Below are 24929 nucleotides of genomic sequence, written 5' to 3'. Positions count from 1 at the left end.
CGCGTGTCCGAATTCATATCTTAGCGGGGCCAGGTTCTTTGTTGAGCCAGGCGGCTTCGCCCAAGCCAAGGTAACCACCATGTCGCGCCGTTGCGAACTTACCGGTATCGGTCCGATGGTCGGCCACAATGTGAGCCACTCGAACATCAAGACCAAGCGCCGCTTCCTGCCGGCTCTGTCGCCCGCCACGCTCCAGTCGGAGTCGCTGGGCCAGAGCTTCAAGCTGCGCATCAGCAACGCGGCCCTGCGCACCCTGGACTTCAAGGGCGGCCTGGACGTGTTCCTGCTGGGCGCCAAGGACGAGCAGCTGTCGCCGCGCGCCCTGAAGATCAAGTCGCAGGTCAAGGCCAAGGCCAAGGCCGCCGCCCAAGCCGCCTAAGGCTCGCGACGGTCTAGACTGACGACAAAAAGCCCGCCGGGAGCGATCCTGGCGGGCTTTTCGTCGTGGGCGCGGGGCGGGCTATCCACAACGGCAGGCCATCGACCAGACAAGCAAAACCCGCCGCGACTGAGCCGCGGCGGGTTTGGAAGGCTTGTACTCTACGGGTCGCTTAGCGGGCGACGACGGCGCCCGAGGCGGGGTTGGCCGAGTTGTAGGCGTTCAGGGCCGGGTTGTTCAGCTTCGCCACCGCGTCGTTGACCGAGGCGCGGATGCAGGCCGGGTACAGGTAGCCGGCGAGGGCTTCGCCACGGACGTCCTGCCAGCACACGGTCGAGGCGGCCTTGACGATTTCGGCGCGGACTTCGGCGGCCGACTTGCCGGCGACCTTGACGCGCATTTCCGCGGCCGAGGCCGGAGCGGAAGCGAACAGAGCGATGGCCGAGGCGGCCAGGACGATGGAGCGGATCATGTCGATGTTCCGAAAGAGGGTTGTGAGCAACCCCCTCCAGACGCGTTCCCCTGACGGTCCGTTTTCGGTCTGGCGCCTGTTGAGCCCGTCGCGTTGCATATAGCAACGTTCTGCTGACTTATCAATGGTTATGTTGCAATGCGTCCTTCGCGTGCAAACTAGTATGGTTCGCGTGCGAACAACCGATTGCGGGCCTCGCGAGACGCGAAAAAGCCCGCGAAACCGAAGTCTCGCGGGCCTCTTTTCGGGTCGCTGATCGCGGATTAGCGGGTGGCGACGCGCATGAAGTAGACGCTGCGGCCCAGGGCCTTGTCGTAGGCGACCAGGTCACGGCTGTTGGTGCGGCTGATGGCGTCGCGCGCGACTTCGCGGACGCAGTAGGGGGTGATGTCGGCGGCGTTCGGATTGCCGGCCAGGTCGTCCGCGCAGATCTGCTTGGCGGCGTTGACGATGTCGGCATGCACGGCGGGCGTGGCGCGGCCGGCGACCTTGACGGTGATTTCACCGGCGCTGGCCGAGGTGGCGGCGGCGGTGGCCATCAGGGCGCTGATGGCGATAGCGAGCAAACGGATCATCTTGATAGTCCTGAAAAGGAGGTTGGATTCAACCGCCTCCAGGTGCGTTCCTCTGACGGCCCCCAGGATCTCGCCTCGTCGTCCGTCGAAGACATCCGTATATGGTACCGGTACCTTTCGCAAGTGCGAAATTCAAAAATACCGGAAAAAGTTCAATACAATCATATAGTTGTTAACGAAACCGTCTCGTTCGCAACGAAATCGCTTAGCGTCTGCGAACGGGGCGTTTCTTCACCGGCGCGGGCATCGCCGGCGGAGCGGGGGGCGCGATCCAGTCGAAGGCCAAGAGCAGGGTGCGCTGGTTGGCGCCGACGGCCTGGTCATCCGAGATCAGATAGAGGCGCGTCGCGCCGGGCGCCGCGCCCTGGGGCGCGCTGGTCAGGGAGACGCCCTCGAAGTTGTCGCGCGGCATGGCGCCGTCGATGTGCAGGGCGGCGGACGTCCGCTGCTGGGCCAGGGGACGGGTCGGATCCGAGATGAAGCGCACCACGGACCGCCAGCCCCGGATCGGATCGAAACCGCGGTGCAGGGTGGCCACGGCGGTTCCGGCGAACGGCGCGAAGCCGGTCAGGCCCCAGGTGAAGTCCGGGCCCGATTGGGGCGGCAGCGACTTGCAGTCGGCCGACAGGCGGCACAGCCAGACCTCGCCCTCCTCGCCGCCCACCAGATAGGCGTCGGGGCCGGCGGCGGGATAGGCCGAGATCGCCTCCATGCCCTCGTTGTTCGGGAAGATGGTGGCGGGCTTGGGGACGGAGCGCGGCGTCCCCCAACCGCCGTCCGGCTGGGCCGGATACAGCCAGATCCGGTGATGGCCCTCGAAGCTGACCAGACGGTCGCCGTTCGGCAACACGGCCAGGCCCTCAGCGTCGCCCTCCTGCTTGTTCGGCAACGGCTGGCCGTTCAGGCCGGGCAGGGGGCGAAGCTTGGTCTCGCTGAGGCCGACCAGGCGCCCGGCGGCGTCCAGCTGGATCTTGGCCTCGAAGACGTCGCCCTCGTCGGTGATCGCCGTCAGGCGGCCGTCGGCGGTCACCGACAGGTCCGAGAGGCCGTGCAGGCGGGTGGTGTCGGCGCTGGTCAGGACCAGGCCGCCGGCATAGGTGAAGCCGCCTTCCAGCGTCGTCTTGGCCGGGTTGGCGACGTCCAGCGGCACGGGCGTCGTGGTCACGCCGATCTCGGGCCCGGCCTTGACCGGGGCGGGCGGCGTAGCGACCACCGGCGGCGGCTTGCGAGGCGTGCACTGGGTGGCCAAGCCGCCCAGGCCGCCGATCATCGACAGGACGAGGGCCGAGCGCAGTCCGATCACGCCACGACCTTGGCGGCTTTCGGCGGCTGGGGCGTGACGACGGGCGGCGGCGCGAGGAGGCCGCGTGAGCGCATCACGGCGCGCGGCTCTTCCTCGAACAGGGCCGCCAGTTGCTCGACCAGGACGCCGCCCAGCTGCTCGACGTCGACGATGGTCACGGCGCGGCGGTAGTAGCGGGTGACGTCGTGGCCGATGCCGATGGCGATCAGCTCGACCGGGCTCTTACCCTCGATCTCGGCGATGACCTGGCGCAAATGGCGCTCCAGATAGTGGCCCGAATTGACGCTGAGGGTGCTGTCGTCCACCGGCGCGCCGTCGGAGATCACCATCAGAATGCGGCGGGCTTCGGGCCGGCCGACCAGGCGCTGGTGCGCCCACATCAAGGCCTCGCCGTCGATGTTCTCCTTCAGCAGGCCCTCGCGCATCATCAGGCCCAGGTTCTTGCGAGCCCGACGCCAGGGGCTGTCGGCGGCCTTGTAGATGATGTGGCGCAGATCGTTCAGACGGCCCGGCGCGGCCGGCTTGCCGGCCTTGATCCACTCGTCGCGGCTGGTTCCGCCCTTCCAGGCGCGGGTGGTGAAGCCCAGCACCTCGGTCTTGACCCCGCAGCGCTCCAGGGTGCGCGCCAGGATGTCGGCGCAGATGGCCGCCACCATGATCGGCCGTCCCCGCATCGAGCCGGAATTATCGATCAGGAGGGTCACGACCGTGTCGCGGAACTCCTGGTCCTCTTCCTGCTTGAACGACAGCGGCGCGGTCGGGTCGATGATCACCCGGGTCAGGCGGGCGACGTCCAGCATCCCTTCCTCGAGATCGAAGGTCCAGGCGCGGTTCTGCTGGGCCAGCAGACGGCGCTGCAGCTTGTTGGCCAGGCGCGAGACCACGCTGGAAAGGGCCGACAGCTGCTGGTCCAGATAGGCCCGCAGACGGGTCAGCTCCTCGGCGTCGCACAGATCCTCGGCCTGGACGATCTCGTCGTGGGCCGTGGTGTAGATTTTGTAGAGCGGCTCCGCGCCTTGGGAGGGGCCGGTGTCCGGACGGGCGGGCTTGGCGCCGTCGCCCATGTCGGGGGTCTCGTCGCTCTCCTCGACCTCGCCGTCCTGGTCGGACTGGACCATCTCCTCGTCGCCGGCCTCGGTCTCGCGGTCCGAGGCCTCGCTCTCCTGAGGTGAGGAACCCTCGGGCTGCTCGCCTTCGCCCTCGCCCTGATCCTCGTCGGAATTCTCGGTCGGGCTGTCGTCCTCGCCGTCGTCCTCGTCGGAACTCTCGGTGGCCTCGGACATCTCTTCGCCAAGATCGAGGTCGCGCAGGATCTCGCGGGTCACCCTGGCGAAGGCGGCCTGGTCATCAATGGCGGCGGCCAGACGATCCAGGTCCTTGCCGGCCTTCATCTCGATGTCGTTGCGCAGGATGTCCACGAGGGCCTTGGCCCCGTCGGGCGGCGCGTCGCCGGTCAGGCGCTCGCGCACCATCAGGCCCAGGATCTCGGCCATCGGCGCGGACTGGCGATCGGTGGCGATGGCCCGAGTCAGGCCCTGCTTCTCCAGCCGCGCCTCGAGGGCGGCGGTGAGGTTCTGGCGCACGCCGCCCAGGGCGTTGGCCCCGATGGCTTCCAGCCGCGCCTGCTCGATCGACTCGAAGGCCGCCTGACCGTCGGGCGAGGCGGGACGCGCGCGGGCGTGAGCCATAGGGTCGTGGTGGGCCAGGCGCAGAGCCATCTGATCGGCCAGGCCCCGGATGCGCGCGGCTTCCTTGGCGTTCAGGTCGCGCGGCGGGTGGGGCAGGACCGCCCGCTTGCCCAAGAGCTGGGGACCGTCGCCCGAGAACACGACCTCCAGATCCGGCGTCTCGGCGAGCGAGCGCGCGGCGTGCGCCAAGGCGCGCTTGAAGGGTTCGGTCGGGCTTTCGGGCTTGGAGGCCATGGGCTTCGAGTTAGCGGCGCCGGGCGGCGAAAACAAGGAACGGCGTGCGTCGACGGGACGTTGATTTTCCAACGACGCCATCCGTGCGTCCTTGGAAGGAAACCAAAATGCTCAAGTGGGCCATCATCCTCGCCATCGTCGCCCTGATCGCCGGCGCGCTCGGTTTCACGGGCGTCGCCGGCGCGGCGGCGGGGATCGCCAAGATCCTGTTCTTCCTGTTCCTGCTCGGCTTCGTCGTCGTGATGCTGCTGGGCGCGACCGTGTTCAAGGCGGCGGGCGGTTCGAGATAGCCTCCGCCGCCTTGCGCGGGCCGGAGCGGATGTCGACCCCGCCGCCGGCATTCGATGGCGCTAGGACCCGTGGGTGGGTCCTAGCGTCCCGCGTAGGTCTTGGCCTGCCGGTCGGCCAGGGCGTTCAGGTCGCCCATCTCCAGATTCACATCGATCAGGTGCAGGCCCCAGTCCTTCAAGACATTGCCGGCCACCACGATGTCGCCGGTGATTTCGTCGGTGCGCGCATCGGCCGGATCGGCGTTCACCTTGACCGCTAGATAGGTGAAGTCGCCGTCGCTGACGCAACGCGCCGAGATCAGGCCGGGCAGCGACACGAACGGCGTCGAGACCGTCACGTCCTTGGCGAACGGCTTGGGCGGCGGGCTCGACAGGAAGGGCTTGGTCCCGAGATAGGCGTGCAGCGTCGCCTCGTCGGTCGAGGCCTTGCCGGCCAATAGGGCGGCGGGGTTCACGCAGCCCGCGCGGCGGCCCTGCTCGTCGGTCTTGCCAAAGCGACTGTTGGCCGGCGGCGGCGCGGTGTCGCGGAACGAGACATAGGTCACCAGGCATCCGGCCTGATCGGCCTTCTCGCAGAGCGGGATCGAGCCGTACTTGCCGTCCGTGACGGGCGTGTTCATGCCCAGGACATAGGCCGAGATCATCTGCTTCTGCGCCGGCTTGCCGTCGATTTCGTTCTTCAGCAGGTCCAGCAGCATCCGCGAGCCCTGGCTGTGGCCCATCAGGACCACCCCGCGCCCTTTGTTCTCGTGCGTCAGGTACCAATTCCAGGCGTCGCGCACATCGCCATAGGCCAGGGCGCCGTCGCCGGGGGAGGGCCGGCCCATCATCACCGCGCGCAGCGCCGCCAGGGTCACCTGGCGGTACATCGGCGCGAACACCCGGCATTGGCCGCCAAAGCGGGCCAGCTGCTCCTCGACCACCCGCCGCTCGGCGTCGTCGATGACCATGTCGCTGTTGCCGCCCGGATCGGTCGAGACGGTCGGATAGATGTAGAAGCAGTCATAGGCCGGCTTGGCGGCCAGTTTGAAGGCCTCGATGGAGGTCTTGCCGTCGGCCTGGACGATGGTCGTGGTCTGGTCGACCGCGCAGGCGTCCTGGCGGCCGGGCAGGCACAGCCAGTTCTCGGTCTTGCCGTAGTCGTTGGGGCCGGTCGGAACGGCGGGCGCCTGGGCGCAGGCCGCGGTCGTCAGGGCCAGACCCGCCATCAGGCCGGCCGCCGCCAGAAACTTCGCCATCGTTATCTCCCCAGGACTTGGCCCCTTCGGGCTCAAACGCTCGTTTGGCGCGGAGCATGGCCAAAAGAACGCCAATAGCCAAGAGGGAGGCGCCAAGGGGGGCGGGGGTGGTTTTGGCCCGAGGGTTGCGGGAACAACCTCGAGTCGTCCCACCCCGGGACGGCAAAGCTTTAAGTATCGAGGTGGGTGATGAGCCTCAGGACCCTTTTGATCGCGGGCGCGGCGACGGTTTTCGCCGGGGCGGCCCTGGTTTCGCCTGTTCTGGCCGACGGTTTCCCGGGCGCGCCGGTTCGCGGCGCCCACAAGCCCGTCCATGTCCCGAAACGAGCCACGCCGAGGCCGCGCGTGAAGATCGTCTATGTGGACCGGCCGGTCGTCGTGGAAAAGCGCGTGCCGGTCTATGTCGACCACCCCACGGTCGTCGAGAAGGTGGTCGAGAAGCCGGTGATCATCGAACGTCCGGTCGTCGTCGAGAAGCGCGTCGAGGTGCCGGTCGAGAAGCTGGTCCAGGTGCCCGTGGATCGCATCGTCGAGAAGCCGGTCTATGTCGACCGTCCCGTCGACCGGATCATTGAGAAGCGGGTCGAGGTGCCGGTCGAACGCATCGTCGAGAAGCCGGTCTATATCGATCGCCCCGTCGACCGGGTCATCGAGAAGCGCGTGGAAGTGCCGGTCGAACGGATCGTCGAAAAGCCCGTCTATATCGATCGCACGGTTCGCGTGGACCGCGCGCCGCCGATCCGCGACTGCGATTGCGGTCCGCGTCGCGAACATCGCGACTATCGCGGCGGGGCGGCCGTCGAGACCTACGAGGAAAGCTACGAGTCCGAGAGCTCACGCTACGAGGAAAGCAGCGACAGCTCGTACTACGGCGGCTCGGGGTCCTATTCGGGTTCGCGCTACGGCTTCGGCGGCGGTTGGAACGCCCACGCCGAACCGGCCAGCGCCTGGGGCTATGTCGCGCCGCCGCCACTGCCGATGGGCTATGTCGGGCGGCCGTCGGGCGGACGCGGCGGCGGCTATGGCGGCGTCGGCTATTCGGGCGGCGGTGGCTGGTCGAGCGGCTATGCGAGCGGGTCGGCGTCGAGCGCGGCGTCGGCCTCGGCGTCCGCCTCGTCCTCGGTGCACGTCGGCGGCGGCTATTCGGGCGGCGGCGGCTGCGGCGCCTGCGGCGGCGGCAAGCACCACTAGCTCAGGCGCCACTAGCTCAGAGCGACAGCCAGCGGCGCGGGTTCTTGTCGCCCAGGGACCGCGCCTCACCGGGCTTCAGGCCCAGATCGCGCATGCGATAGGCGACGATCTCGCGCAGCGCCTCGACCGGCTCCTGGCCGCCCACGGGACTGGACGCCACCGCGCCGGCGTTCTGCGCCAGGTCCACGGCCGTCCATTCGGCCTGGGCCCGGTCGGCCTTGCCGACGGCGAAATAGTGACGGACCGGCGCGCGCTCGCCCGGGACCTCGACCATCACGCCGATGACCCAGCCTTGAACGATCAGATCGGCGTCGGGGCGCTGGCGGAACATGGCCCGGATGTAGCCATCCGCGCGCGCTTCGCAAAGGGAAGTTCAACCGATCAGCTGAAACGCCGCCTGACTGATCAGGCCCAGCACCAGCCAGGCCGACAACGCGATGACGACCACGGTCGTCCGGGACTGCCGGCGACGACGGTGGTTTGGAAATTCACGCACGAACGCCATCGATCGCCTCCATGCCTTCAATCTTGGCCGGAGCTGTTAACGCCTGTGGCGAAAATTGGATGCGAGGCGAATTTGGTCGTCACGGGAAGGTGAGGGCGCTGTCATCTGAACTAGCGACGGCGTGAGTTTCGTCACAGTCGCTCCCGGTCGGCGAGCCCAGCCTTCTCCCGCGAAAACAAGCATATAGGGAGGCTGCGATGACCAAGCTGCCGCATGACGGGTTTGTCCGGTTCCATGCCTATCTCGATCCCGCCAACCAGTGGGTCATCGGGCGGGGCACGGAATACCGCAACGGCATCGGGATGGCCGTGTTGAGGCCGCTCAGCCAATACAACGACCTGAGCACGGTGTGGGGCGTCTACTACGTGAACGACACCCAGTTTAAGTTGCGGTGCGCGGACTCCCCCCAGATTTTCCTGGCCTGGAACGTCGACCGCGACGCCCTGCGACTGGTGTCGGAGATGAACTCCCACGGCCGGGACTCGCTGTTCACGATTGATGACCTCGATCCCCATCCGTGGTTCGCCCTGAACAACTGGGACAAGTCGCGTGTGGCCGACATCAGCGAAAGCATGATGGTCAATAACCGCTACGTCATCCGGTTTCCCTGGAACGGCGGCGACAATCAAAAATGGCGCTTCGAGGTGGCGCACCGCTGACGGGCGCGAAAAAGGGCGGAGCCTCGCGGCCCCGCCCTTCGTCTTTTTCAGCGTTTAGCCAACAGGACTTCTTAGAAATCCATGTCGCCGCTCGGGATCGGCATGCCGATCCCGACCTCCTTAGAGGATGGGTGACTTTATGGATTTCTCTTAGAAATCCATGTCGCCCATGCCGCCCATGCCGCCGCCCGGAGGGCCACCGGCGCCGCCGCCCTTCTTGGGGGCTTCGACGATCGCGGCTTCCGTGGTGATCAGCAGGCCGGCCACCGAGGCGGCGTCCTGCAGAGCCGTGCGGACGACCTTGGCCGGGTCGATGACGCCGTCGGCGACCAGGTCGACATATTGCTCGGTCTGGGCGTTGAAGCCGAACGAGGCGCTGTCGCTTTCCAGGACCTTGCCGACCACGATCGAGCCTTCGACGCCGGCGTTCTCGGCGATCTGACGGATCGGCGCCTGCAGGGCGCGACGGACGATGGCGATGCCGGCGGTCTGGTCGTCGTTGTCGCCGGTCAGGTTCGCCAGGACCTGGGAGGCCTTCAGCAGAGCCGTGCCGCCGCCCGGAACGATGCCTTCATCGGCGGCCGCGCGGGTCGCGTTCAGGGCGTCGTCGACGCGGTCCTTCTTTTCCTTCACTTCGACTTCGGTCGAGCCGCCGACGCGGATGACCGCGACGCCGCCGGCCAGCTTGGCCAGGCGTTCTTGCAGCTTTTCCTTGTCGTAGTCCGAGGTGGTGTCTTCGATCTGGCGCTTGATCTGGGCGATGCGGGCCTCGATCGCTTCCTTCTCACCGACGCCATCCACGATCGTGGTGTCGTCCTTGGTGATCGAGACCTTCTTGGCCTTGCCGAGCATGTCGAGCGACACGTTCTCGAGCTTGATGCCCAGGTCTTCCGACACGACTTGCGCGCCGGTCAGGATGGCGATGTCTTCCAGCATGGCCTTGCGGCGATCGCCGAAGCCCGGGGCCTTGACGGCGGCGACGCGCAGGCCGCCCCGCAGCTTGTTGACGACCAGCGTGGCCAGGGCCTCGCCTTCGACGTCCTCGGCGATGATGACCAGCGGGCGGCCCGACTGGACGACGGCTTCCAGCACCGGCAGCAGCGGTTGCAGCGACGACAGCTTCTTTTCGAACAGGAGGATCAGCGGCTCTTCCAGCTGAACTTCCATCTTGTCGCCGTTGGTGACGAAGTAGGGCGACAGGTAGCCGCGGTCGAACTGCATGCCTTCGACGACGTCGAGTTCGGTTTCGGCGGTCTTGGCTTCCTCGACGGTGATGACGCCTTCGTTGCCGACCTTGTCCATGGCGCGAGCGATCATGTCGCCCACTTCCTTGTCGCCGTTGGCCGAGATGGTGCCGACCTGGGCGATTTCAGCGTTGGTCGTGACCTTCTTCGACGACTTCTTGATCTCTTCGACGACGATGTGCACGGCCTTGTCGATGCCGCGCTTCAGGTCCATCGGGTTCATGCCGGCGGCGACCGACTTGAGGCCTTCCTGGACGATGGCTTGGGCCAGCACCGTGGCGGTGGTGGTGCCGTCGCCGGCCTTGTCGTTGGTCTTGCTGGCCACTTCGCGGATCATCTGCGCGCCGAGGTTCTCGAACTTGTCAGCCAGTTCGATTTCCTTGGCGACCGAGACGCCGTCCTTGGTCGAGCGCGGGGCGCCGAACGACTTTTCGATGACGACGTTGCGGCCCTTGGGGCCCAGGGTCACCTTCACCGCATTGGCGAGGATGTTGACGCCGCGCAGCATCTTGTCGCGCGCGTCGGAGGAGAAATAGACGTCTTTAGCGGCCATGTTAGAGCCCTTCTAAAAGAGAAACGTGGAGTCGAAAGCGATTGGGAACGGGGGAGGCTTAAGCCTCGACCACGCCCAGGACGTCGCTTTCCTTCATGATCAGCAGGTCTTGACCGTCGACCTTCACTTCCGTGCCCGACCACTTGCCGAACAGGATGCGGTCACCGGTCTTGACGTCCAGAGCGACGACGTCGCCCTTGTCGTTGCGAGCGCCGGGACCGACCGCGACGACTTCGCCTTCCTGCGGCTTTTCCTTGGCGGTGTCGGGGATGATGATCCCGCCCTTGGTCTTCGTTTCTTCTTCGACGCGCTTCACGAGGACGCGGTCGCCCAGGGGACGAAATTTCATTGTTGTTCTCCGTCGGAACGGTTTGTGTAAGGGCTTCGTCAGCGAGGGGAACGGCGCTGTTAGCAGTCGCGCCCCTTGAGTGCCAACGCCGAGCGTGAGTTAGGCGCCGTCCTCCGGGGAGTCAAGGACGTCGCTGACGAACTTTTTTCGACGCGATCAATGCGGGAGGGTTCGATGTTCGATCATGTGGGGTTCGGCGTGGCCGACTTCCAGCGTTCGGCGGCCTTTTATGACGCGGCCCTGGCGCCGCTCGGAGTTCGCCAGCTGTATGTCGTGCCCAAGGAATTCACCGGCGGAGTCGACGCCGTCGGCTATGGGATCAAGCGGCCGATGTTCTGGATCTCCGAGCAGAACGCGACCCAGGGCAAGCTGCATGTCGCCTTCGCCGCGACGTCCCGGGCCCAGGTCGACGCCTTCTATGAAGCCGCCTTGAAGGCCGGAGGTCGCGACAATGGCCCGCCCGGACTTCGCCCACATTACGATAAAGACTATTACGGCGCGTTCGTGCTGGATCCGGACGGTTTCAACGTCGAAGCCGTCTGCCGCGCGTCTGAGTAACGGGGAGCCCTAGGGCATGTCGAGCTACGTCCTGTCGCTGTTTCTGGCGGTCCTGGCCTGCGTGATCGGCGGAACGCTGGGCGGCATGATCCTGGCGCGGCCGCAGACCATGTTGGCTCTGGCGGGCCTGGCCGACGAGGACACGCCCAAGCCGCCGCTGTTCGCCGAGGGGCGCGCCCTGGGCGGGGTGCTGATCGCCTCGCACGGCGTGGCGGCGCTCTATCTCGGCTATCAGCCCCGGATCGGGGCGGCCATGGCCCTGGCCCTGGCGGTCGCCTGGCTAGGCGCGGCGGCGGGACGAGCCCTGTCGGCCGCCCTGGACGGCGATGCGGGGCGCTACAATGGCGGCGCGATGATCTTCAACGCCCTGATCGGGATCACCCTGAGCCTGCCGTTCTTCCAGGTCGGCCGGGTCGTGGTGCGCGGCATGGGGCTGGCCTAGAGCGGCCGAAACCCTTCGTGGGCCAGCAGCCAGCGCTTGCGTTCGATGCCGCCGCCATAGCCGGTCAATGTCCCGTCCATGCCGATCACCCGGTGACAGGGCGCGACGATGCTCAAGGGATTGGAGCCATTGGCGTGGCCGGCGGCGCGGACCGCGGCCGGGCGGCCAGCGCGGCGGGCCAGTTCCGAATAGGTGATCGTCTCGCCGGCCGGGATTTCCGTCAGCGCCGTCCACACCGCGTGTTGGAAGGCCGTGCCGTTGGTCGCCCAGGCGATCCGGCCCAGGGCCGCGAACTCGCCGGCGAAATAGGCGGCCATGGCCTCGCGGATCGCGCGGGGCGCGGCGCCGGGCTTGGGACGCAGGGTCCGGTAGTGGGTCCGCAGGAGCCGATCCAGCCGGTGCTCATGGTCATGAAAATCGAGGGCGCGCAGGGCGCCGGTCTCGTCGGTGACGATCAACAACTCGCCGATCGGCGAGGGCGCGCGGTCCAGGATCAGGCGGTCGGGGCGACTCATGGGCGGATGTTCGCGCGGCGGGTCGAGACTGTCCGCCCGATTTTTGCGATCACCCCGCGTTGCGCCAAGTTCTTATCCACTTTCCGTGGTTGAGTGTTCGATTCTCGACATTCAGTATCGCGACGAAGCGTTGCTTTATTGAGTCGTCGATGGTGCGACAAAATGCGCGCGGATATTGGTCAAATACATGTCTGTTAACTCAGGATTCGGGCTGAGCATTATTTTCGCGTCAACCCAGAACGCCGCCTAATTCCCTCCAGTCGGAGGGTTTTCTCATGTTCAAGCGTAAAGCCGCGCTGGTCGCGGTCGGCGTCGTCGTGCTGGGCGCGGGTGTCGCGGGCGCGCGCCAGGAGCGCGGCGCGCCGGGGGTCAGCCTGGCGCAATCGGTTGTCGCCGCGGCCAGCGCCTTCGAGCACTACACCCATCACGCCGGCGCCATCTCGGCCGGTTTCCGGGGCGGCGACGACGTGGCCCAGGCCCTGCGCCAGGGCGCGGCCTACAAGCCCGACCAGTTCGAGGAGGGCATGATCGCCTACGGCGCCATCGCCGCCCTGCAGGAGCGCGACTTCGTCGAAGGCGTGCGCCGGGCGGGCCGCGAGATCGGTCCCGAGGCCCTGGCCCAGCGCCTCACCGCCCAACCCGATGCGGTCATGGAGATCGAAGGCGTTGGCCCGGCGGCCGCGCGCGTCCAGGCCGTCCTGCTGCGCCAGAGCGCGCCGCTGGCCTCGACCGGCCGCGCCGTCAAGCAGTCGGCCTACGACATCCAGCACCAGGACTGGTCGAAGGGTTCGATCGTCGACACCGCCGGCCGCCTGGCGCGGGTGAAATCAATCTCGAACACGGCCTTTTCGCCCGACGATGGCGACGCCAGCCGCCTGATCCAGAGCGCGACGGAACGCCAGGAGACCGGCGGGGCCGAGGGCGGCGGCGCGTTCACCCCGGTCACCGCGCGGGCCGCGGCCCTGGCGGCCCTGGCCGTGCTGGGCGCGGCCGGCGACGCGGACGCCGCGAGCCTGACGCCGGTGCTGCACGACCCCAAGGCCGACAGCTGCGTGAAGATGGCCAAGCTGAACCTCTACCAGTGCCTGGCCGTCGCCGGCCCGCACTACGAGGACGTCTTCTGCCTGGGCCAGCACGCGCTGATGGACACCGCCCAGTGCGTCTCGGACGCGGCCGGCGGCGCGCGGATGAGCCCGGCGCCGGCGCGTAGCCGTGGGTTCACCGTGCCGGTGGCGTCGAACTAGTCACCGCGACTTGCCCCCTCCGGGCCTTCGGCCCTCCTCCCCCGAACGGGGAAGAGGGGGATCACCGCGCAACGTCCTCCTCCTCCGGGGGAGGAGCGCGAAGCGCGGAGGGGGCAAGGTCGGTTGCGGATTAGCGGATCCCCGGCACGTGTTGCGCGGCCTCTCGCTCGACCTTCTGCTTGTAGGCCAGGTCGCCGTACTTCGACATTTCCATGCGGGCGATGGTGCGGCAGTGGACCTCGTCCGGGCCGTCGGCCAGGCGCAGGGTGCGGATGCCCGCATACGCTTTCGCGAGGCCGAAGTCGCTGGTCACGCCGCCGCCGCCGTGGGCCTGGATGGCGTCGTCGATGATCTTCAGGGCCAGGCGCGGCGCGGCGACCTTGATCATCGCGATTTCCAGGCGGGCCGACTTGTTGCCGGCCTTGTCCATCATGTCGGCGGCCTTCAGGCACAGCAGGCGGCACATCTCGATGTCGATGCGGGCCTCGGCGATGCGCTGCTCCCAGACCGAGTGGTCGGAGATGTACTTGCCGAACGCCTTCCGGCTCATCAGGCGCTTGACCATCTTCTCCAGCGCCACCTCGGCCGTGCCGATCGTGCGCATGCAGTGGTGGATGCGGCCGGGACCCAGGCGGCCCTGGGCGATCTCGAAGCCGCGGCCCTCGCCCAGCAGCAAGGCGTCCTCGACCGGCACGCGGACGTCCTTGAGGATGACCTCGGCGTGGCCGTGCGGGGCGTCGTCATAGCCGAACACCGGCAGCATGCGAACGATCTCGATGCCCGGCGCGTCCAGAGGCACCAGGACCTGGCTCTGCTGGCTATGGGTCGAGGCGGTCGGATCGGTCTTGCCCATCACGATCGCCACCTTGCAGCGCGGGTCGCCGACGCCCGACGACCACCACTTGCGGCCGTTGATCACGTAGTCGTCGCCGTCGCGCTCGATGCGGGTCTCGATGTTGGTGGCGTCCGAACTGGCCACCGCCGGCTCGGTCATCAGAAAGGCCGAGCGGATCTCGCCGTTCATCAGCGGGCGCAGCCAGCGCTCCTTCTGCGCCAGCGTGCCGTAGCGCATCAGCACTTCCATGTTGCCGGTGTCGGGCGCGGAGCAGTTGAAGACTTCCGAGGCGAAGCCGACCTTGCCCATCTGCTCGGCGATCAGGCTGTATTCCAGGTTGGTCAGCTGCTCGCCTTCGAACTCGAAGGTGTCGTCGACATGGGTCTGGCCGCTGTGCGGCGGCATGAAGAAGTTCCACAGGCCGGCGGCCTTGGCCTTCTTCTTCAGCTCCTCGACGACCTGGACGACCTTCCAGCGCTCGGCGCCCAGCACGTTCATCTCGGCCTCGTAGGCCGGTATCGCCGGATAGATATGCTCGTCCATGAACGCGACGACGCGATCCATGAAGACGCGCTGCTTGGGGGAAATGTCGAAGTCCATGGCGTGCCCTCTACCCGCTTCTCGTTGTGTCAAACAGTTGTTTGAAGTGGTTGTAGACCGGCCTGACGCGCGGGGCAAGCGGTCCTCTTGTCGAAGCGGTCACGAACCGGGTTGTCAGGGCGGACGTCCTGGCGGAAAACACCGCCATGCTGAACCTGACCGCCGACATCCTGCAGGGCCGCTACGTCCGGCTCGAACCGATCACCGTTGATCACCGCGACGAGCTGAAGGCCGCCATCGACTGCGATCCCGCCAGTTGGGAGATCATGTCGGTCAACGGCTGCGGCGAGGGCTTCGAGGACTTCTGGGGCGCGCTGCAGGGCGAGACCGATCGGGGCGAGCGCGTCGGCTTCGCCATCCGCCGCCTGTCGGACGGCCAGGTGATCGGCACGTCCAGCTACCTGAACATCCGCCGCCTGCATGGCGGGCTGGAGATTGGCTCGACCTTCCTGAACCCCGAGGCGCGCTCGGGTCCGGTCAATCCGGAGAGCAAGCGCCTGATGCTGGCCCACGCCTTCGAGAAGGCCGGGGCGATCCGCGTCGAGTTCAATGTCGACGTCCGCAACGCCCGCAGCCAGGCCGCGGTCGAGAAGCTGGGGGCCAGCAAGGAAGGCGTGCTGCGCAGCCACAAGGTCACCTGGACCGGCCACGTGCGCGACACCGCCGTGTTCTCGATCACCGACTACGACTGGCCGGCGATCCGCGAGCGGCTGGAATTCCGGCTCAGCGAGACCTTCGTCTAAGGGTTGTGCCAAAATGTCGCGGCCTGGATGTTCCGAAACGCGCGCCAACTCCTGAAAAAACCGCCGTTATCCTCTCGGTTGTAAGACTTCGCAAATCATGAGGCCCTAGCTTCAGGCCTCATGACCGCCATCGCCTGCTTGCGAATCTTGTTTACCGCCGACGGCGAAAGCGCCCCGGGCGATATCCCCAAGCACAAGGCGCAGGGGGTCGCGGATGCATTTCTGAAAGCCCGCTGGCGTGCGCCGCGCAAGTGCGGGGCCGTCGCGCCCCTGGCCTTCGTGCTCGCCGACCACAATGTCGAACACCTGGACCCGACCGAGGTGCAGGGCCTGGCCGCCGAGCTGGAGAAGGTTCTGTTCCCCGGCCGCCCCATCGGCCAGATCGCTCTGATGACCTTCGAAGGCGACGAAAGCGCGGTGCTGCAGTTCGCCGCCCTGTCGCAGAAGGAACTGCGCGGCCTGCTCGCCGGCGAAGGCTATGAAGGCGAGCCTGGCCGCGTCCACATGATCACGGCCGACTCCATCGAGCCGCTGCCAAGCACGCGCGAAGAAGCCGCCGCCCTCGCCGCCGAGAAGGCCAAGGCCGCCTCGCCGGCGACCGTCGCGCCGATCGCGGTTCAGCCCGCGGCCGAGGCCGCCGCCCCTGTTCCCGCTCCGGCGATCGTCGCGCCGCCGAAGTCGGCCGCCGCCGTGGCGCCGGAGCCGCCGCCGATCATCGCGCCGACCAAGGCCACGCCGAGGGCCGGGCCGGCCATCGTCAAGCCCGCGGCCAAGGTCGAGCCGCCCCCGCCGCCGCCCGAGACGGGTTGGTGGGGCATCTACGACTTGGTCGAGGGCGTCTTCGTCGGCGCCCGGATCGGCATGCGCGCCGACCTGGTCGGACCTCCGCCCGAGGACGACGCCAAGTTGCTCAAGCGCGACCTGATCGCCTTGACCGACACCCAGGCCGCCCTGAAGACCGCGCCATTCGGTGAGATCCAGGTGCCGTTCGGGTTCTGGAACCTGACCACCCCGTCGTCGCAGGACTCCTACAAGAGCCGCCTGTCGCGCTATCCGCTGGACCAGCAGCCGCGCCTGACCGCTACGATCTACTGCACGCCGCGCGAGGCCTCGATCGGCATGCTGCAGCAGATGCGGGCCTTCCTGAAGGGCAGCTTCGCGCGCATGGACGTGCAGGTCGCCGATCCGACCTTTCCGATCCAGGGCATGCCGCCCGAGCTGGTCGACACCATCACCCTCGTCTTGAATGGCGAGTCCGAGCACGACCGCCTGAAGCAGATCCTGAAGTTCGTCGAGCGCAAGGCCGGCTACGTCAGCAAGGGCGTGGAGCAGGCGGTGGCCAACGTCACCTCGGCCGTCGAGCTGGAGGCCTGCCGGGCCGGCGGCATCGCCCGCGTCCAGGGCCCGGCGGTGACCGACCTGATGGACAAGCCGGTCGCCGGCCCCGAAGGCGCGCCGCTGGCCCTGGCGCAGAGCGCGGCCTAACCCTTCGCGGTGATCGTCACGCTGTCGGCCGAGCGCGTGTTCGGGCCGTGGAACACCGCCTCGATATTGTTGCCCTCCGGGTCCCACAGGAACGCGGCGTAGTAGCCCGGATGATAAGGCCGCTCGCCCGGCGCGCCATTGTCGCGTCCGCCGGCGGCCAAGCCGGCTTCGTGGAACCGCTTCACCATGTCCTGGTCCTTGGCCTGGAAGGCCAGGTGGACGTGGGTGGCGGGCTCGCCGACGTCGATCCACAGCTCGTCGCAGCTGAGATGCTTGTCATCCTCGGCGAACGGAACGCCCACGGCGTCGAGCACCGCGCGATAGAACCGCTTGGTCTTTTCGAGGTCCTGGGTCCGCAGGTGGACGTGATCGATCAGTCGGCCGCGCTGGACTTGCATGGGGGGCATGGGAGACCTCCGGGTTTCGGACCCCAACGCCTCGCCGACAAGATCAGTTGCCGGCCCGCTTGACCCTCACGCCGCGTCAGACCTGATTGATCGCTCCATCGAGAGGGAAAGGTCGATGAGCGTCTACACGGTCAGGCGGATGGCGAGGCTTTCGGGCGTTTCGGTGCGCGCGCTGCACCACTACGACGCCATCGGCCTGCTGCGGCCGCGCGCCGTCGGGGCCAACGGCTACCGCTACTACGACCGCGAGGATTTGCTGCGGCTGCAGCAGATCCTGTTCCACCGCGCCCTGGAAACTCCGCTCAAGGACATCCGGGCCGCCCTGGACGACCCGGGCTTCGACCTGCCCGCCGCCTTGCGCGCCCATCGGGTTCGCCTGGCCGCGGAAGTCGAGCGCTACGCGGCTCTGGTGGACGTCGTCGACCGCACCCTCGCCGACCTCGAAGGAGACGAGACGATGGATGACGAACGACTTTTCCAAGGCTTCTCGCCCGAGAAGCAGGCCCAGCACGAGGCGTGGCTGATCGACCGCTATGGTGAGTCGATGGCTCCGCGGATCGCCGAGGCTAAGGAACGGCGCAAGGGCATGAGCAAAAGCGAGATCGCCGCGCTGATGACCGATGGCCAGGCGCTGGAGGCCGACATCGCCAAGGCGCTGAACGCGGGCCTGCCGGCCGATAGCGCGGCGGTGGCGGCGATCATGCGGCGCTGGTGGGACTGGATCGGCGTGAGCTGGAACCGCGAACCGACGCCGGAGGCTTTCACGGGCCTGGGCCGACTCTATCTGGAGCACCCGGAGTTCAACGCCCGGTACGAGGCGTTGGCGCCGGGGCTGACCGAGTATCTGGCCGAGGCGATGCGGGTGTTCGCGGAGAGACAGGCGGCTTAGCGTCCAAGCGCCCCCTCCGTCTCGTCGCCTATCGGCGTCGATCCACCTCCCCCGCTTCGCAAGGGAGGATAAGCCTTCCTCCTCACCCGTGAAACGGGGGAGGTGGCGCGATGCGGATACGCATCGTGACGGAGGGGGCGCTAAGCCCTCAGCGCCGCCCGAACAGCTTCTCGATATCGGCCAGCTTCAGCTCCACATAGGTCGGGCGGCCGTGGTTGCACTGGCCGGAGTGGGGCGTGGCCTCCATTTCGCGGAGCAGGGCGTTCATCTCGGCGCCGTTCAGGCGGCGGCCGGCGCGGACGCTGCCGTGGCAGGCCATGGTCGAGCAGACCTCTTCCAGCCGCTCCTTCAAGGCCAGGGCCTGGCCGTTCTCGGCCAGGTCGTCGGCGATGTCGCGGACCAGGGCGGCGGCGTCGGTCTTGCCTAGCAGGGCCGGCGTCTCGCGCACCAGCACCGCGCCGGGACCGAAGCTTTCGATCACCAGGCCCAGGGCGGCCAGCTCCTCGGCGCGGGCGACGACACGCTCGGCTTCGGCGGGATCCAGGTCGACCACCTCGGGCAGCAGCAGCGTCTGGCGGGCCACGCCGCCGGTCGCCATCTCGCCCTTCATGCGCTCATAGACCAGCCGCTCGTGGGCGGCGTGCTGGTCGACGATGACCATGCCGTCGCGGGTCTGGGCGACGATATAGGTCTCGTGCACCTGGGCCCGGGCCGCGCCCAGCGGGAAGTCGACGGGGTCGAACGGCGCGTCGGCGGGGCGATAGTCCGTCATCGGACGATCTTCGAACGCGACGTTCGTATAGGCCTCGCGGACCACCTCAGCCAGATCTCCGCTATAGCTGGGCTCGACCCGCGCGGAGACTTCGGAGAGCCCCGGCAAGTCCATCGCGCGCTGCGTCGGCGGCGTCCAGCCGCCCTCGCGCCAGGCCGAGAAGCCGGCGGGAGAAGGGCCCGGCTGGTAGCCGGGGAACGGGCTCTGCTGGGCGCGGATGCTGTCCAGGGCCTGGGCGGCGACGGTGGTGGAGGCGCGGTGGCCGGCCCCGGCCAGGGCGTGGCGCAGGGCCCCGACAATCAGGCCGCGCACCAGGGCCGGATCGCGAAAGCGCACCTCGGCCTTGGCCGGGTGGACGTTGACGTCGACCTCGGCGGTGTCCAGCGTGACATACAGGGCCGCCGTCGGATGGCGGTCGCGCGCCAGGAAGTCCGCATAGGCGGCCCGCAGCGCGCCTTGCAGCAGGCGATCGCGGACCGGCCGGCCGTTGACGAACAGATACTGGTGGGCGGCGTTGCCGCGGTTGTAGGTCGGCAGGCCGGCGAAGCCCGACAGCCGCACGCCGTCGCGGGTCTGGTCGATCTCGATGGCGTTGTCCTGGAAGTCGCGGCCCAGCACGGCGGCCAGGCGGGCCAGGCGCCCCTGCGGCCCCGGATGCTCGGGCGGCAGACGCAGGATGCGGCGGCCGTCGATGTCCAGGGAGAAGCCGACGCTTTCGTTAGCCATGGCCTGGCGTTTGATCTCCTCGGTAATCGCCAGGGCCTCGGCGCGCTCGGACTTCATGAACTTCAGGCGGGCGGGGGTGGCGTAGAACAGGTCTCGGACCTCGATCCGCGCCCCGTGCGGGCCGGGGAAGGCGGCGGGAGCGACGTCGCCGACCTGACCGCCCTCGACCAGGATCGAATGGGCGTCGCTGGCGCCCTTGGCCCGCGAGCTGATCGTCAATCGCGCCACCGAGCCGATCGACGGCAGCGCCTCGCCCCGGAAGCCCATGGTGTGGATGCGCAGCAGGTCCCACAGGCCATCCTCGTCCGGGGCCAGCTTCGAGGTGGCGTGGCGCTCGAGGGCGACCGGCAGTTCTTCCGCCGACAGGCCGCAGCCGTCGTCGGCGACCAGGATGCGGGTCAGGCCGCCGCCGTGGGCTTCGACCTCGATCCGCGTGGCGCCCGCGTCGATGGCGTTGTCGACCAGTTCCTTGATGGCGCTGGCCGGGCGTTCGACCACCTCGCCGGCGGCGATGCGGTTGACGGTCTCGGGCGGCAGGCGGCGGATGGGCATCAAGCGGACTTTCAACGAAGCAGGCCGGTCCGCCCCGAAGCGGGACCGTACATTGCAACTCCTTAAGTTGCCGAACGAACCGCGATCGGCCAACGAGGTGGAGACCGAGGAGCTTAGCTCGATTCCGCCGCCGTTCGAGGATCACAGATAGTGACGCTGACCCGTTTCGCCGCCGCCGGCCTGGCGTTTTCCCTTCTGTGCGGCGGTTCCGCCCTGGCGCAAGTCCAGGGAAAGAACGAGGTCTCGATCCACCAGACCAAGCCGGTGGACCTGACGCCGGTCGACAGCCAGGCCAATCTGGTCGAGGAGCTGATCGTCAACGCCCGCCTGCCGGGGCCCGCCTGGTGGAAGGTCACCGACGCCGACACCACGGTCTATGTGATGGGCGTGCCGGCCTTCATTCCGGACAAGCTGGACTTCGACGACTCGGTGCTGCGCCGCCGGCTGGATGGGGCCAATGTGCTGATCCTCGGCCAGGAGCCAGAGGTCAGGATCCTCAGCCTGCTGGCCCTGATCCCCGGGCGCGGCAAACAGTTCATCATGGACAAGCCCATGCGCGAGACTCTGCCGCCCGAGCTGCGCGCGCGGCTGGAAAAGCAGCTGAAGGCCCGGGGCAAGCCGGTGACCGAGCACGACGACATGAAGCCGGCGCTGGCGGGCTTCATCATCGCCAACAACCGGGGCGGCGGTGTTTCGATCACCGTGGGCAAGCTGACCGACCGCATCCGCGACCTGGCCAAGAGCAAGGACATCGCCGTCCAGCCGCGGGTCAAGAAGCTGGACGACTACGACCTGATCGGCATGGTCAAGTCGCTGGCCGAGGCGCCTCAGCCGCTGCAGGAGCTGTGCCTGGACGCGGGCCTCAAGCAGGCCGAGAACGGCCTGGCCGGCGTGCGCGAGACCGCCGACCAGTGGGCCGAGGGGCAGGTGCGCGAGGTCGTCTCGGCCGAGCGCGGCTATCAGCGGTGCCTGGCCTCCACGCCCTGGATCGCCCGCCAGTTCAAGGAGGGCCAGGACGACGCCGTCGGCGCGATCACCTCGGCCCTGAAGAAGCCCGGCAAGGCCGTGGCGGTGATCGAGCTACGTTCGCTGCTGAGCCAGGACGGCGTGCTGGATCGCCTGCGCGCCAAGGGCTTCACCGTGGTCGCGCCCGAATAAGGCCAAGCTTCCGCCGCATCGCCCCGCCAGGGTCGGCATGCTTCGGGGGAGGCTAAGGGGGAAACGATATGCGTTCGATATTGACGGGCCTGGCCCTGGCGCTGGCCGCCGCGACCGGCGCCCACGCCCAGGCGGTCAGCCCACTCATCGACGACCCGCAGGCCAATGTGGTCGAGGCCCTGGTGGTCAGCGCCAAGCTGCCGGGTCCGGCCTGGTGGCGCGTCACCGACGCCGACACCACCGTCTATGTTCTGGGGACTCCCGGCGCGCTTCCCAAGGGGATGAGTTGGGACACCTCGGTGCTGGAGCGCCGGCTGGACGGAGCCTTCGCCGTGCTGACCCAGCCTGTGGCGCGAGCCGGCCTGACCGACGTTCCGGCCATGCTGAAACTGCGCAAGTCCCTGAAGGGCGACGGCGCGTGGGCGCGGCGCTCGCCGGCCCTGGCGGCGCGGCTGCAGCGCGCCTGGACCGCCGTCGAGCCCAAGGATCCCGACGGCTGGAAAGACTGGAAGCCGTTGCTGGTGGCCCTGCAGCTGGACGGCAAGGCCGATCGCAAGGCCGAGCTACAAAGCTCCGAGCCGGAGAAGACAATCGCCCGACTCGCGCGCCAGCATCGGACGAAACCCCGTCCCGCCCAGGTCTATAAGGCGATGCCGATGATCAAGACCCTGGTGCGGGAGCACACCGAGGAGGCGGGTCTGGTCTGCCTGTCCGAGACGCTCGACACCATCGACGCCGGGCCCGAGCCCCAGCGAGCCGCCGCGCGCGCCTGGGCGCAAGGCCAGGTCAGGGCCGCCCTGGCCGAGTCGCGTAGCGCCGAGCGATGCGAGCTGCTGCTGCCGGGCGTCAACGAGATCGTGCGCCGGCAGATGGACGACGAGGCGACCGCGATCGCGGAGCTGCTCAAGACCCCGGGCCATGCCGTCGCGATCTTCCCGATGCGTGGCCTGGTGGCCGAGAACGGCGTGCTGGACAAACTGCGGGCGCGCGGGATCACGGTCCGCACGCCCGGGGATTGACGCGGCGGTCGGTTCGGCCCGAGATCATAGGTCTCAGGTTGAGATGGGGGTCTCGTGAAAACGGTTCTGATCGCCATGGCCATGATCCTGGCCGCGCCCCCGACCCTGGCCCAGGAGGCCGACGGGCCCGACCTGGTCGACGCCCTGGTGGTCAACGCCCGCACGCCCGGCCCGGCCTGGTGGGGCGTCGGCAAGGGGAGCGCCAAGGTCTGGGTGCTGGGCGTCGGCGTCCCGGTGCCCGCCGACGCCAAGTGGGACGGCAAGGCGTTCGAGCGGCGCGTGAAGGCGTCGCGGCGGATCATCACCCTCCTGCCCAGCAAGGCGAAGTTCGAGAAGGGGACGTTGGACGCCGATCGGAACTGGGTCGACGAATTGACCGAGGCTGAGCGGGCGCGACTGGCCGAGATCGCCGCCGCGACCCGACGTCCGACGGAGATGTACGCCAAGCTCCGGCCGAATCTGGCCGGTCTGATCATCGCGTCGGAGCTTGAATCTCGCGCCAAACCCAAGGCGGGCAAGTCCCAGGACCTGGCCGCCAAGGCGCAGCGCCTCGGCGCCCGTCCGATCCCCGTGGGCGGCCAGGAGGCGCAGAGCATGAAGGCCAGCTTCCAAAGGGGCGGTCACGACAGCCTGACCTGTGTCCGGTGGGCCATGCGTCCGCGCGATCCCGCCGCCCTTCGTGAGCAGCGCGCCCAAGCCTGGATGCGCGGCGACGTCCGGGCCTTGCTGATCGGTCCGGCCACCTACGACCCTTGTGTCCAGGCGATGACGGCCATGCAGTCTTCCCTCGAGAACACCGAAAGCCAGATGGCGGACACGATCGCCGCGACCTTGGAACGGGGCGAGGGCGCGGTGGCCCTGGTCGGCCTGATCCCGCTGCTGCGCCAGGACGGGGTCCTCGACCAACTGCGCAAGCGCGGCTATCGCGTCGAGACGCCGGCCCAGCTGGACGACGAGGACTGAAACGAAAACGACCCGGAACCGTGAGGTCCCGGGCCGTTCGAATGTCTCGTGAAGTCCGGCCCTAGAGGCCCGGCAGCTTGATGCCCGACTTCTTCTCGCGGCTGATGACCACGCCGCCCGAGCCCACCAGCTTCTTCAGGCGCGCTTCCTCGGCGGCGGCGTCGACTTCCAGCGGCGCGTTGGCGCCGGATTCGGCGGCCGTGGCGACGTTGGTCTTGGCCTGGCCCTTCTTCCAGAACATCACCTTGCTGGCGAAGCTCTCGTCCTTGTGGGCCAGGTCGCCGTTCTCGTCGTCGACGACGAAGCGGATCAGCGGATCGGCCTTGTCGGACCCGGCGCGCGAGACCAGCAGCTTTTCACCTTCCGAACGACCGGCGGCGTTGCTCTGGCCGATCAGGGCGGCGCGGGCGGCGCTTTCCGGCTGCAGCTCCTGCGGACGCGGCTCGCCGGGCGCCGGCGGGCGCAGGGCGTAGTCCGGCGGCACGGCCAGAGGGGCCTTGCTGACCACGCGGAATTCGTCGGGGACCACCTTGCTCATCCCCAGGGCTTTCTGGGTCGAAGTGCAGCCAGCCAAGCCGATCACGGCCACGGCGGTCAGGGCGCTCACGGTCGCGACCCGATTGAAACTCATCAAACCATGCTCCAGCAGGCCGACCCCCGGCCCAAATTTCGGACGCTCTCGATACGACATCCTCGCGCGGGCGCCAATCTCCCACGCGATTGCGGCGTCATTCGGCCCAATCTGTTCGGCCAAGCTACTCGGTTTCGGCCAGCTTCTTCTCGCCGTAGAGGAAGCTGTCGATCAGCAGCAGGGCCACTCCGACATTGATTCCGGAATCGGCGACGTTGAACACCCAGGGAAAATGCAGGCGCGAGACGTCGATGAAGTCGACGACATAGCCGTACATCACCCGGTCGATCAGGTTGTTGCCGATCGCCGCGCCGATGATCATGCCGATCCCCAAGGCCGGCAGCAGCTTCGTGGCCTTGCGGGCCCAGATCGCCAGGCCGATCACCACCAGGATCGAGAAGCCGATCAGCAGCCAGCGGCCCCAGTCGTTGTCCTTCAGCAGGCCGAAGCTCATGCCGTAGTTATGGACCATGGTCAGGTGCAGCGGGCCCAGCAGTGGAACGCTGCCCCCCTGTTCGCGGCCGAGCAGCCCCAGGACCCACAGCTTGGACAGCTGGTCCAGGATCAGCGTGGCGGCGGCGACGGCGTAGGCGGTCCAGCCGAGGCGGGTGATGGATTTCATACGTCTACCTAAGCCGTCCCCGATAAAACTGTCATCCCGGACGGCCCGAAGGGCCGATCCGGGACCGCCGGAAGCGCCGTGCTTGTAG

At 68.0% G+C, this 24929-nt stretch carries 27 protein-coding genes and 1 pseudogene; 13 read left to right on the top strand and 15 right to left on the bottom strand.

The annotated features are described in order from the left end of the window. The first annotated feature begins 79 nt into the window (after positions 1-79). Positions 80-379, top strand: coding sequence for a 50S ribosomal protein L28 (rpmB, locus tag ABIC66_RS00605; protein WP_125155294.1), 300 nt, complete (start codon positions 80-82; stop codon positions 377-379). 172 nt (positions 380-551) lie between these two features. On the opposite strand, the gene ABIC66_RS00600 is transcribed toward rpmB, so the two are convergent. The 4 genes from ABIC66_RS00600 to cobT form a co-directional block, all read right to left on the bottom strand. Next, entirely contained in the window at positions 552-851 is a 300-nt protein-coding gene (locus tag ABIC66_RS00600; RefSeq protein ID WP_354067290.1) for a hypothetical protein, read from the bottom strand. Positions 852-1114: 263 nt separating this feature from the next. Then, on the bottom strand, positions 1115-1426 hold the full coding sequence (locus ABIC66_RS00595) for a hypothetical protein (RefSeq protein WP_354067289.1): 312 nt from the start codon (positions 1424-1426) through the stop codon (positions 1115-1117). Positions 1427-1631: 205 nt separating this feature from the next. Further along, positions 1632-2729 carry an esterase-like activity of phytase family protein gene (locus ABIC66_RS00590; RefSeq protein ID WP_354067288.1) on the bottom strand — a complete coding sequence of 366 codons (1098 nt, stop codon included), beginning with the start codon at positions 2727-2729 and terminating at the stop codon, positions 1632-1634. After that, positions 2726-4651, bottom strand: coding sequence for a cobaltochelatase subunit CobT (gene cobT, locus ABIC66_RS00585; RefSeq protein WP_354067287.1), 1926 nt, complete (start codon positions 4649-4651; stop codon positions 2726-2728). The genes ABIC66_RS00590 and cobT overlap by 4 nt, the downstream gene beginning before the upstream one ends. A 107-nt stretch (positions 4652-4758) precedes the next feature. Between cobT and ABIC66_RS00580 the strand changes: the two genes are divergently transcribed. Beyond that, positions 4759-4941, top strand: a complete 183-nt coding sequence (locus tag ABIC66_RS00580; protein WP_354067286.1) for a DUF1328 family protein — start codon at positions 4759-4761, stop codon at positions 4939-4941. Between the two features lie 80 nt (positions 4942-5021). Here ABIC66_RS00580 and ABIC66_RS00575 read toward each other — a convergent pair whose 3' ends face one another. Further along, positions 5022-6179: a DUF3089 domain-containing protein gene (locus ABIC66_RS00575; RefSeq protein WP_502910273.1), complete on the bottom strand. Its 1158-nt coding sequence runs from the start codon at positions 6177-6179 to the stop codon at positions 5022-5024. A 189-nt stretch (positions 6180-6368) separates the two neighbouring features. On the opposite strand from ABIC66_RS00575, the gene ABIC66_RS00570 reads away from it, so the two are divergent. Next, complete coding sequence (locus ABIC66_RS00570) at positions 6369-7370, top strand: IMCp domain-containing protein (protein WP_354067285.1); 1002 nt, start codon at positions 6369-6371, stop codon at positions 7368-7370. Between the two features lie 16 nt (positions 7371-7386). Here ABIC66_RS00570 and ABIC66_RS00565 read toward each other — a convergent pair whose 3' ends face one another. Together ABIC66_RS00565 and ABIC66_RS00560 are read right to left on the bottom strand one after the other, a co-directional pair. Continuing rightward, on the bottom strand, positions 7387-7701 hold the full coding sequence (locus tag ABIC66_RS00565; protein ID WP_354067284.1) for a hypothetical protein: 315 nt from the start codon (positions 7699-7701) through the stop codon (positions 7387-7389). A gap of 42 nt (positions 7702-7743) precedes the next feature. Then, positions 7744-7875: a hypothetical protein gene (locus ABIC66_RS00560; protein WP_354067283.1), complete on the bottom strand. Its 132-nt coding sequence runs from the start codon at positions 7873-7875 to the stop codon at positions 7744-7746. Positions 7876-8072: 197 nt separating this feature from the next. On the opposite strand from ABIC66_RS00560, the gene ABIC66_RS00555 reads away from it, so the two are divergent. Then, positions 8073-8534 carry a ricin-type beta-trefoil lectin domain protein gene (locus tag ABIC66_RS00555; RefSeq protein WP_354067282.1) on the top strand — a complete coding sequence of 154 codons (462 nt, stop codon included), beginning with the start codon at positions 8073-8075 and terminating at the stop codon, positions 8532-8534. A 150-nt stretch (positions 8535-8684) separates the two neighbouring features. On the opposite strand, the gene groL is transcribed toward ABIC66_RS00555, so the two are convergent. Together groL and groES are read right to left on the bottom strand one after the other, a co-directional pair. Further along, positions 8685-10331 (bottom strand): chaperonin GroEL, encoded by a 1647-nt coding sequence (gene groL, locus ABIC66_RS00550; RefSeq protein WP_354067281.1) that lies wholly within the window; start codon positions 10329-10331, stop codon positions 8685-8687. Between the two features lie 58 nt (positions 10332-10389). Beyond that, on the bottom strand, positions 10390-10680 hold the full coding sequence (gene groES, locus ABIC66_RS00545; protein ID WP_354067280.1) for a co-chaperone GroES: 291 nt from the start codon (positions 10678-10680) through the stop codon (positions 10390-10392). 174 nt (positions 10681-10854) lie between these two features. Between groES and ABIC66_RS00540 the strand changes: the two genes are divergently transcribed. Both ABIC66_RS00540 and ABIC66_RS00535 read left to right on the top strand, forming a co-directional pair. Next, positions 10855-11238, top strand: coding sequence for a VOC family protein (locus ABIC66_RS00540; RefSeq protein WP_354067279.1), 384 nt, complete (start codon positions 10855-10857; stop codon positions 11236-11238). 16 nt (positions 11239-11254) lie between these two features. After that, positions 11255-11680, top strand: a complete 426-nt coding sequence (locus ABIC66_RS00535; RefSeq protein ID WP_354067278.1) for a DUF4345 family protein — start codon at positions 11255-11257, stop codon at positions 11678-11680. Here the strand turns inward: ABIC66_RS00535 and ABIC66_RS00530 are convergent. Further along, the gene (locus ABIC66_RS00530) at positions 11677-12195 is read right to left on the bottom strand and encodes a methylated-DNA--[protein]-cysteine S-methyltransferase (protein WP_354067277.1); all 519 of its coding nucleotides are present in this window, start codon (positions 12193-12195) and stop codon (positions 11677-11679) included. The two genes, ABIC66_RS00535 and ABIC66_RS00530, sit on opposite strands and share 4 nt — an antisense overlap. 275 nt (positions 12196-12470) lie before the next feature. Between ABIC66_RS00530 and ABIC66_RS00525 the strand changes: the two genes are divergently transcribed. Beyond that, positions 12471-13439, top strand: a complete 969-nt coding sequence (locus ABIC66_RS00525; RefSeq protein ID WP_354067276.1) for a hypothetical protein — start codon at positions 12471-12473, stop codon at positions 13437-13439. Between the two features lie 130 nt (positions 13440-13569). Here ABIC66_RS00525 and ABIC66_RS00520 read toward each other — a convergent pair whose 3' ends face one another. Next, a complete protein-coding gene (locus ABIC66_RS00520; RefSeq protein ID WP_354067275.1) occupies positions 13570-14874 on the bottom strand; it encodes an acyl-CoA dehydrogenase family protein in 1305 nt (434 codons plus the stop codon). Between the two features lie 146 nt (positions 14875-15020). On the opposite strand from ABIC66_RS00520, the gene ABIC66_RS00515 reads away from it, so the two are divergent. After that, positions 15021-15617 (top strand): GNAT family N-acetyltransferase, encoded by a 597-nt coding sequence (locus tag ABIC66_RS00515; protein ID WP_354067274.1) that lies wholly within the window; start codon positions 15021-15023, stop codon positions 15615-15617. A gap of 120 nt (positions 15618-15737) precedes the next feature. Beyond that, the gene (locus ABIC66_RS00510; RefSeq protein ID WP_354067273.1) at positions 15738-17102 is read left to right on the top strand and encodes a hypothetical protein; all 1365 of its coding nucleotides are present in this window, start codon (positions 15738-15740) and stop codon (positions 17100-17102) included. On the opposite strand, the gene ABIC66_RS00505 is transcribed toward ABIC66_RS00510, so the two are convergent. Then, positions 17099-17509 carry a VOC family protein gene (locus ABIC66_RS00505; protein WP_354067272.1) on the bottom strand — a complete coding sequence of 137 codons (411 nt, stop codon included), beginning with the start codon at positions 17507-17509 and terminating at the stop codon, positions 17099-17101. The two genes, ABIC66_RS00510 and ABIC66_RS00505, sit on opposite strands and share 4 nt — an antisense overlap. A gap of 115 nt (positions 17510-17624) precedes the next feature. On the opposite strand from ABIC66_RS00505, the gene ABIC66_RS00500 reads away from it, so the two are divergent. Continuing rightward, entirely contained in the window at positions 17625-18398 is a 774-nt protein-coding gene (locus ABIC66_RS00500) for a MerR family transcriptional regulator (protein WP_354067270.1), read from the top strand. Between the two features lie 148 nt (positions 18399-18546). On the opposite strand, the gene mutL is transcribed toward ABIC66_RS00500, so the two are convergent. After that, positions 18547-20448 (bottom strand): DNA mismatch repair endonuclease MutL, encoded by a 1902-nt coding sequence (mutL, locus tag ABIC66_RS00490; RefSeq protein WP_354067269.1) that lies wholly within the window; start codon positions 20446-20448, stop codon positions 18547-18549. A gap of 107 nt (positions 20449-20555) precedes the next feature. On the opposite strand from mutL, the pseudogene ABIC66_RS00485 reads away from it, so the two are divergent. The 3 genes and pseudogenes from ABIC66_RS00485 to ABIC66_RS00475 form a co-directional block, all read left to right on the top strand. Then, positions 20556-21606: pseudogene (locus tag ABIC66_RS00485) on the top strand (TraB/GumN family protein); the annotation flags it as partial. A 68-nt stretch (positions 21607-21674) separates the two neighbouring features. Then, positions 21675-22625, top strand: a complete 951-nt coding sequence (locus ABIC66_RS00480; RefSeq protein ID WP_354067268.1) for a TraB/GumN family protein — start codon at positions 21675-21677, stop codon at positions 22623-22625. A gap of 54 nt (positions 22626-22679) precedes the next feature. Further along, positions 22680-23588, top strand: a complete 909-nt coding sequence (locus ABIC66_RS00475; RefSeq protein WP_354067267.1) for a TraB/GumN family protein — start codon at positions 22680-22682, stop codon at positions 23586-23588. 61 nt (positions 23589-23649) lie between these two features. Here the strand turns inward: ABIC66_RS00475 and ABIC66_RS00470 are convergent, their stop codons facing one another. Both ABIC66_RS00470 and lspA read right to left on the bottom strand, forming a co-directional pair. After that, entirely contained in the window at positions 23650-24219 is a 570-nt protein-coding gene (locus ABIC66_RS00470) for a DUF3035 domain-containing protein (RefSeq protein ID WP_354067266.1), read from the bottom strand. A 124-nt stretch (positions 24220-24343) separates the two neighbouring features. Continuing rightward, a complete protein-coding gene (gene lspA, locus ABIC66_RS00465) occupies positions 24344-24841 on the bottom strand; it encodes a signal peptidase II (RefSeq protein ID WP_354067265.1) in 498 nt (165 codons plus the stop codon). Positions 24842-24929: the final 88 nt, after the last annotated feature.

Origin of the sequence: Caulobacter sp. 1776 (genome assembly GCF_040545685.1) — a bacterium.
GTDB lineage: Bacteria > Pseudomonadota > Alphaproteobacteria > Caulobacterales > Caulobacteraceae > Caulobacter.
Note: the sequence above shows the minus strand (reverse complement) of the source record. Positions and strands in the feature narration are given on the sequence as shown.

What these genes read in the sequence shown, in the direction of transcription:
- rpmB (WP_125155294.1), top strand. Translation starts at nt 80, where the DNA reads ATGTCGCGCCGTTGCGAACTTACCGGTATCGGTCCGATGGTCGGCCAC.
- ABIC66_RS00600 (WP_354067290.1), bottom strand. Translation starts at nt 851, where the DNA reads ATGATCCGCTCCATCGTCCTGGCCGCCTCGGCCATCGCTCTGTTCGCT.
- ABIC66_RS00595 (WP_354067289.1), bottom strand. Translation starts at nt 1,426, where the DNA reads ATGATCCGTTTGCTCGCTATCGCCATCAGCGCCCTGATGGCCACCGCC.
- cobT (WP_354067287.1), bottom strand. Translation starts at nt 4,651, where the DNA reads ATGGCCTCCAAGCCCGAAAGCCCGACCGAACCCTTCAAGCGCGCCTTG.
- ABIC66_RS00580 (WP_354067286.1), top strand. Translation starts at nt 4,759, where the DNA reads ATGCTCAAGTGGGCCATCATCCTCGCCATCGTCGCCCTGATCGCCGGC.
- ABIC66_RS00575 (WP_502910273.1), bottom strand. Translation starts at nt 6,179, where the DNA reads ATGGCGAAGTTTCTGGCGGCGGCCGGCCTGATGGCGGGTCTGGCCCTG.
- ABIC66_RS00570 (WP_354067285.1), top strand. Translation starts at nt 6,369, where the DNA reads ATGAGCCTCAGGACCCTTTTGATCGCGGGCGCGGCGACGGTTTTCGCC.
- ABIC66_RS00565 (WP_354067284.1), bottom strand. Translation starts at nt 7,701, where the DNA reads ATGTTCCGCCAGCGCCCCGACGCCGATCTGATCGTTCAAGGCTGGGTC.
- ABIC66_RS00560 (WP_354067283.1), bottom strand. Translation starts at nt 7,875, where the DNA reads ATGGCGTTCGTGCGTGAATTTCCAAACCACCGTCGTCGCCGGCAGTCC.
- ABIC66_RS00555 (WP_354067282.1), top strand. Translation starts at nt 8,073, where the DNA reads ATGACCAAGCTGCCGCATGACGGGTTTGTCCGGTTCCATGCCTATCTC.
- groL (WP_354067281.1), bottom strand. Translation starts at nt 10,331, where the DNA reads ATGGCCGCTAAAGACGTCTATTTCTCCTCCGACGCGCGCGACAAGATG.
- groES (WP_354067280.1), bottom strand. Translation starts at nt 10,680, where the DNA reads ATGAAATTTCGTCCCCTGGGCGACCGCGTCCTCGTGAAGCGCGTCGAA.
- ABIC66_RS00540 (WP_354067279.1), top strand. Translation starts at nt 10,855, where the DNA reads ATGTTCGATCATGTGGGGTTCGGCGTGGCCGACTTCCAGCGTTCGGCG.
- ABIC66_RS00535 (WP_354067278.1), top strand. Translation starts at nt 11,255, where the DNA reads ATGTCGAGCTACGTCCTGTCGCTGTTTCTGGCGGTCCTGGCCTGCGTG.
- ABIC66_RS00530 (WP_354067277.1), bottom strand. Translation starts at nt 12,195, where the DNA reads ATGAGTCGCCCCGACCGCCTGATCCTGGACCGCGCGCCCTCGCCGATC.
- ABIC66_RS00525 (WP_354067276.1), top strand. Translation starts at nt 12,471, where the DNA reads ATGTTCAAGCGTAAAGCCGCGCTGGTCGCGGTCGGCGTCGTCGTGCTG.
- ABIC66_RS00520 (WP_354067275.1), bottom strand. Translation starts at nt 14,874, where the DNA reads ATGGACTTCGACATTTCCCCCAAGCAGCGCGTCTTCATGGATCGCGTC.
- ABIC66_RS00515 (WP_354067274.1), top strand. Translation starts at nt 15,021, where the DNA reads ATGCTGAACCTGACCGCCGACATCCTGCAGGGCCGCTACGTCCGGCTC.
- ABIC66_RS00510 (WP_354067273.1), top strand. Translation starts at nt 15,738, where the DNA reads ATGACCGCCATCGCCTGCTTGCGAATCTTGTTTACCGCCGACGGCGAA.
- ABIC66_RS00505 (WP_354067272.1), bottom strand. Translation starts at nt 17,509, where the DNA reads ATGCCCCCCATGCAAGTCCAGCGCGGCCGACTGATCGATCACGTCCAC.
- ABIC66_RS00500 (WP_354067270.1), top strand. Translation starts at nt 17,625, where the DNA reads ATGAGCGTCTACACGGTCAGGCGGATGGCGAGGCTTTCGGGCGTTTCG.
- mutL (WP_354067269.1), bottom strand. Translation starts at nt 20,448, where the DNA reads ATGCCCATCCGCCGCCTGCCGCCCGAGACCGTCAACCGCATCGCCGCC.
- ABIC66_RS00480 (WP_354067268.1), top strand. Translation starts at nt 21,675, where the DNA reads ATGCGTTCGATATTGACGGGCCTGGCCCTGGCGCTGGCCGCCGCGACC.
- ABIC66_RS00470 (WP_354067266.1), bottom strand. Translation starts at nt 24,219, where the DNA reads ATGAGTTTCAATCGGGTCGCGACCGTGAGCGCCCTGACCGCCGTGGCC.
- lspA (WP_354067265.1), bottom strand. Translation starts at nt 24,841, where the DNA reads ATGAAATCCATCACCCGCCTCGGCTGGACCGCCTACGCCGTCGCCGCC.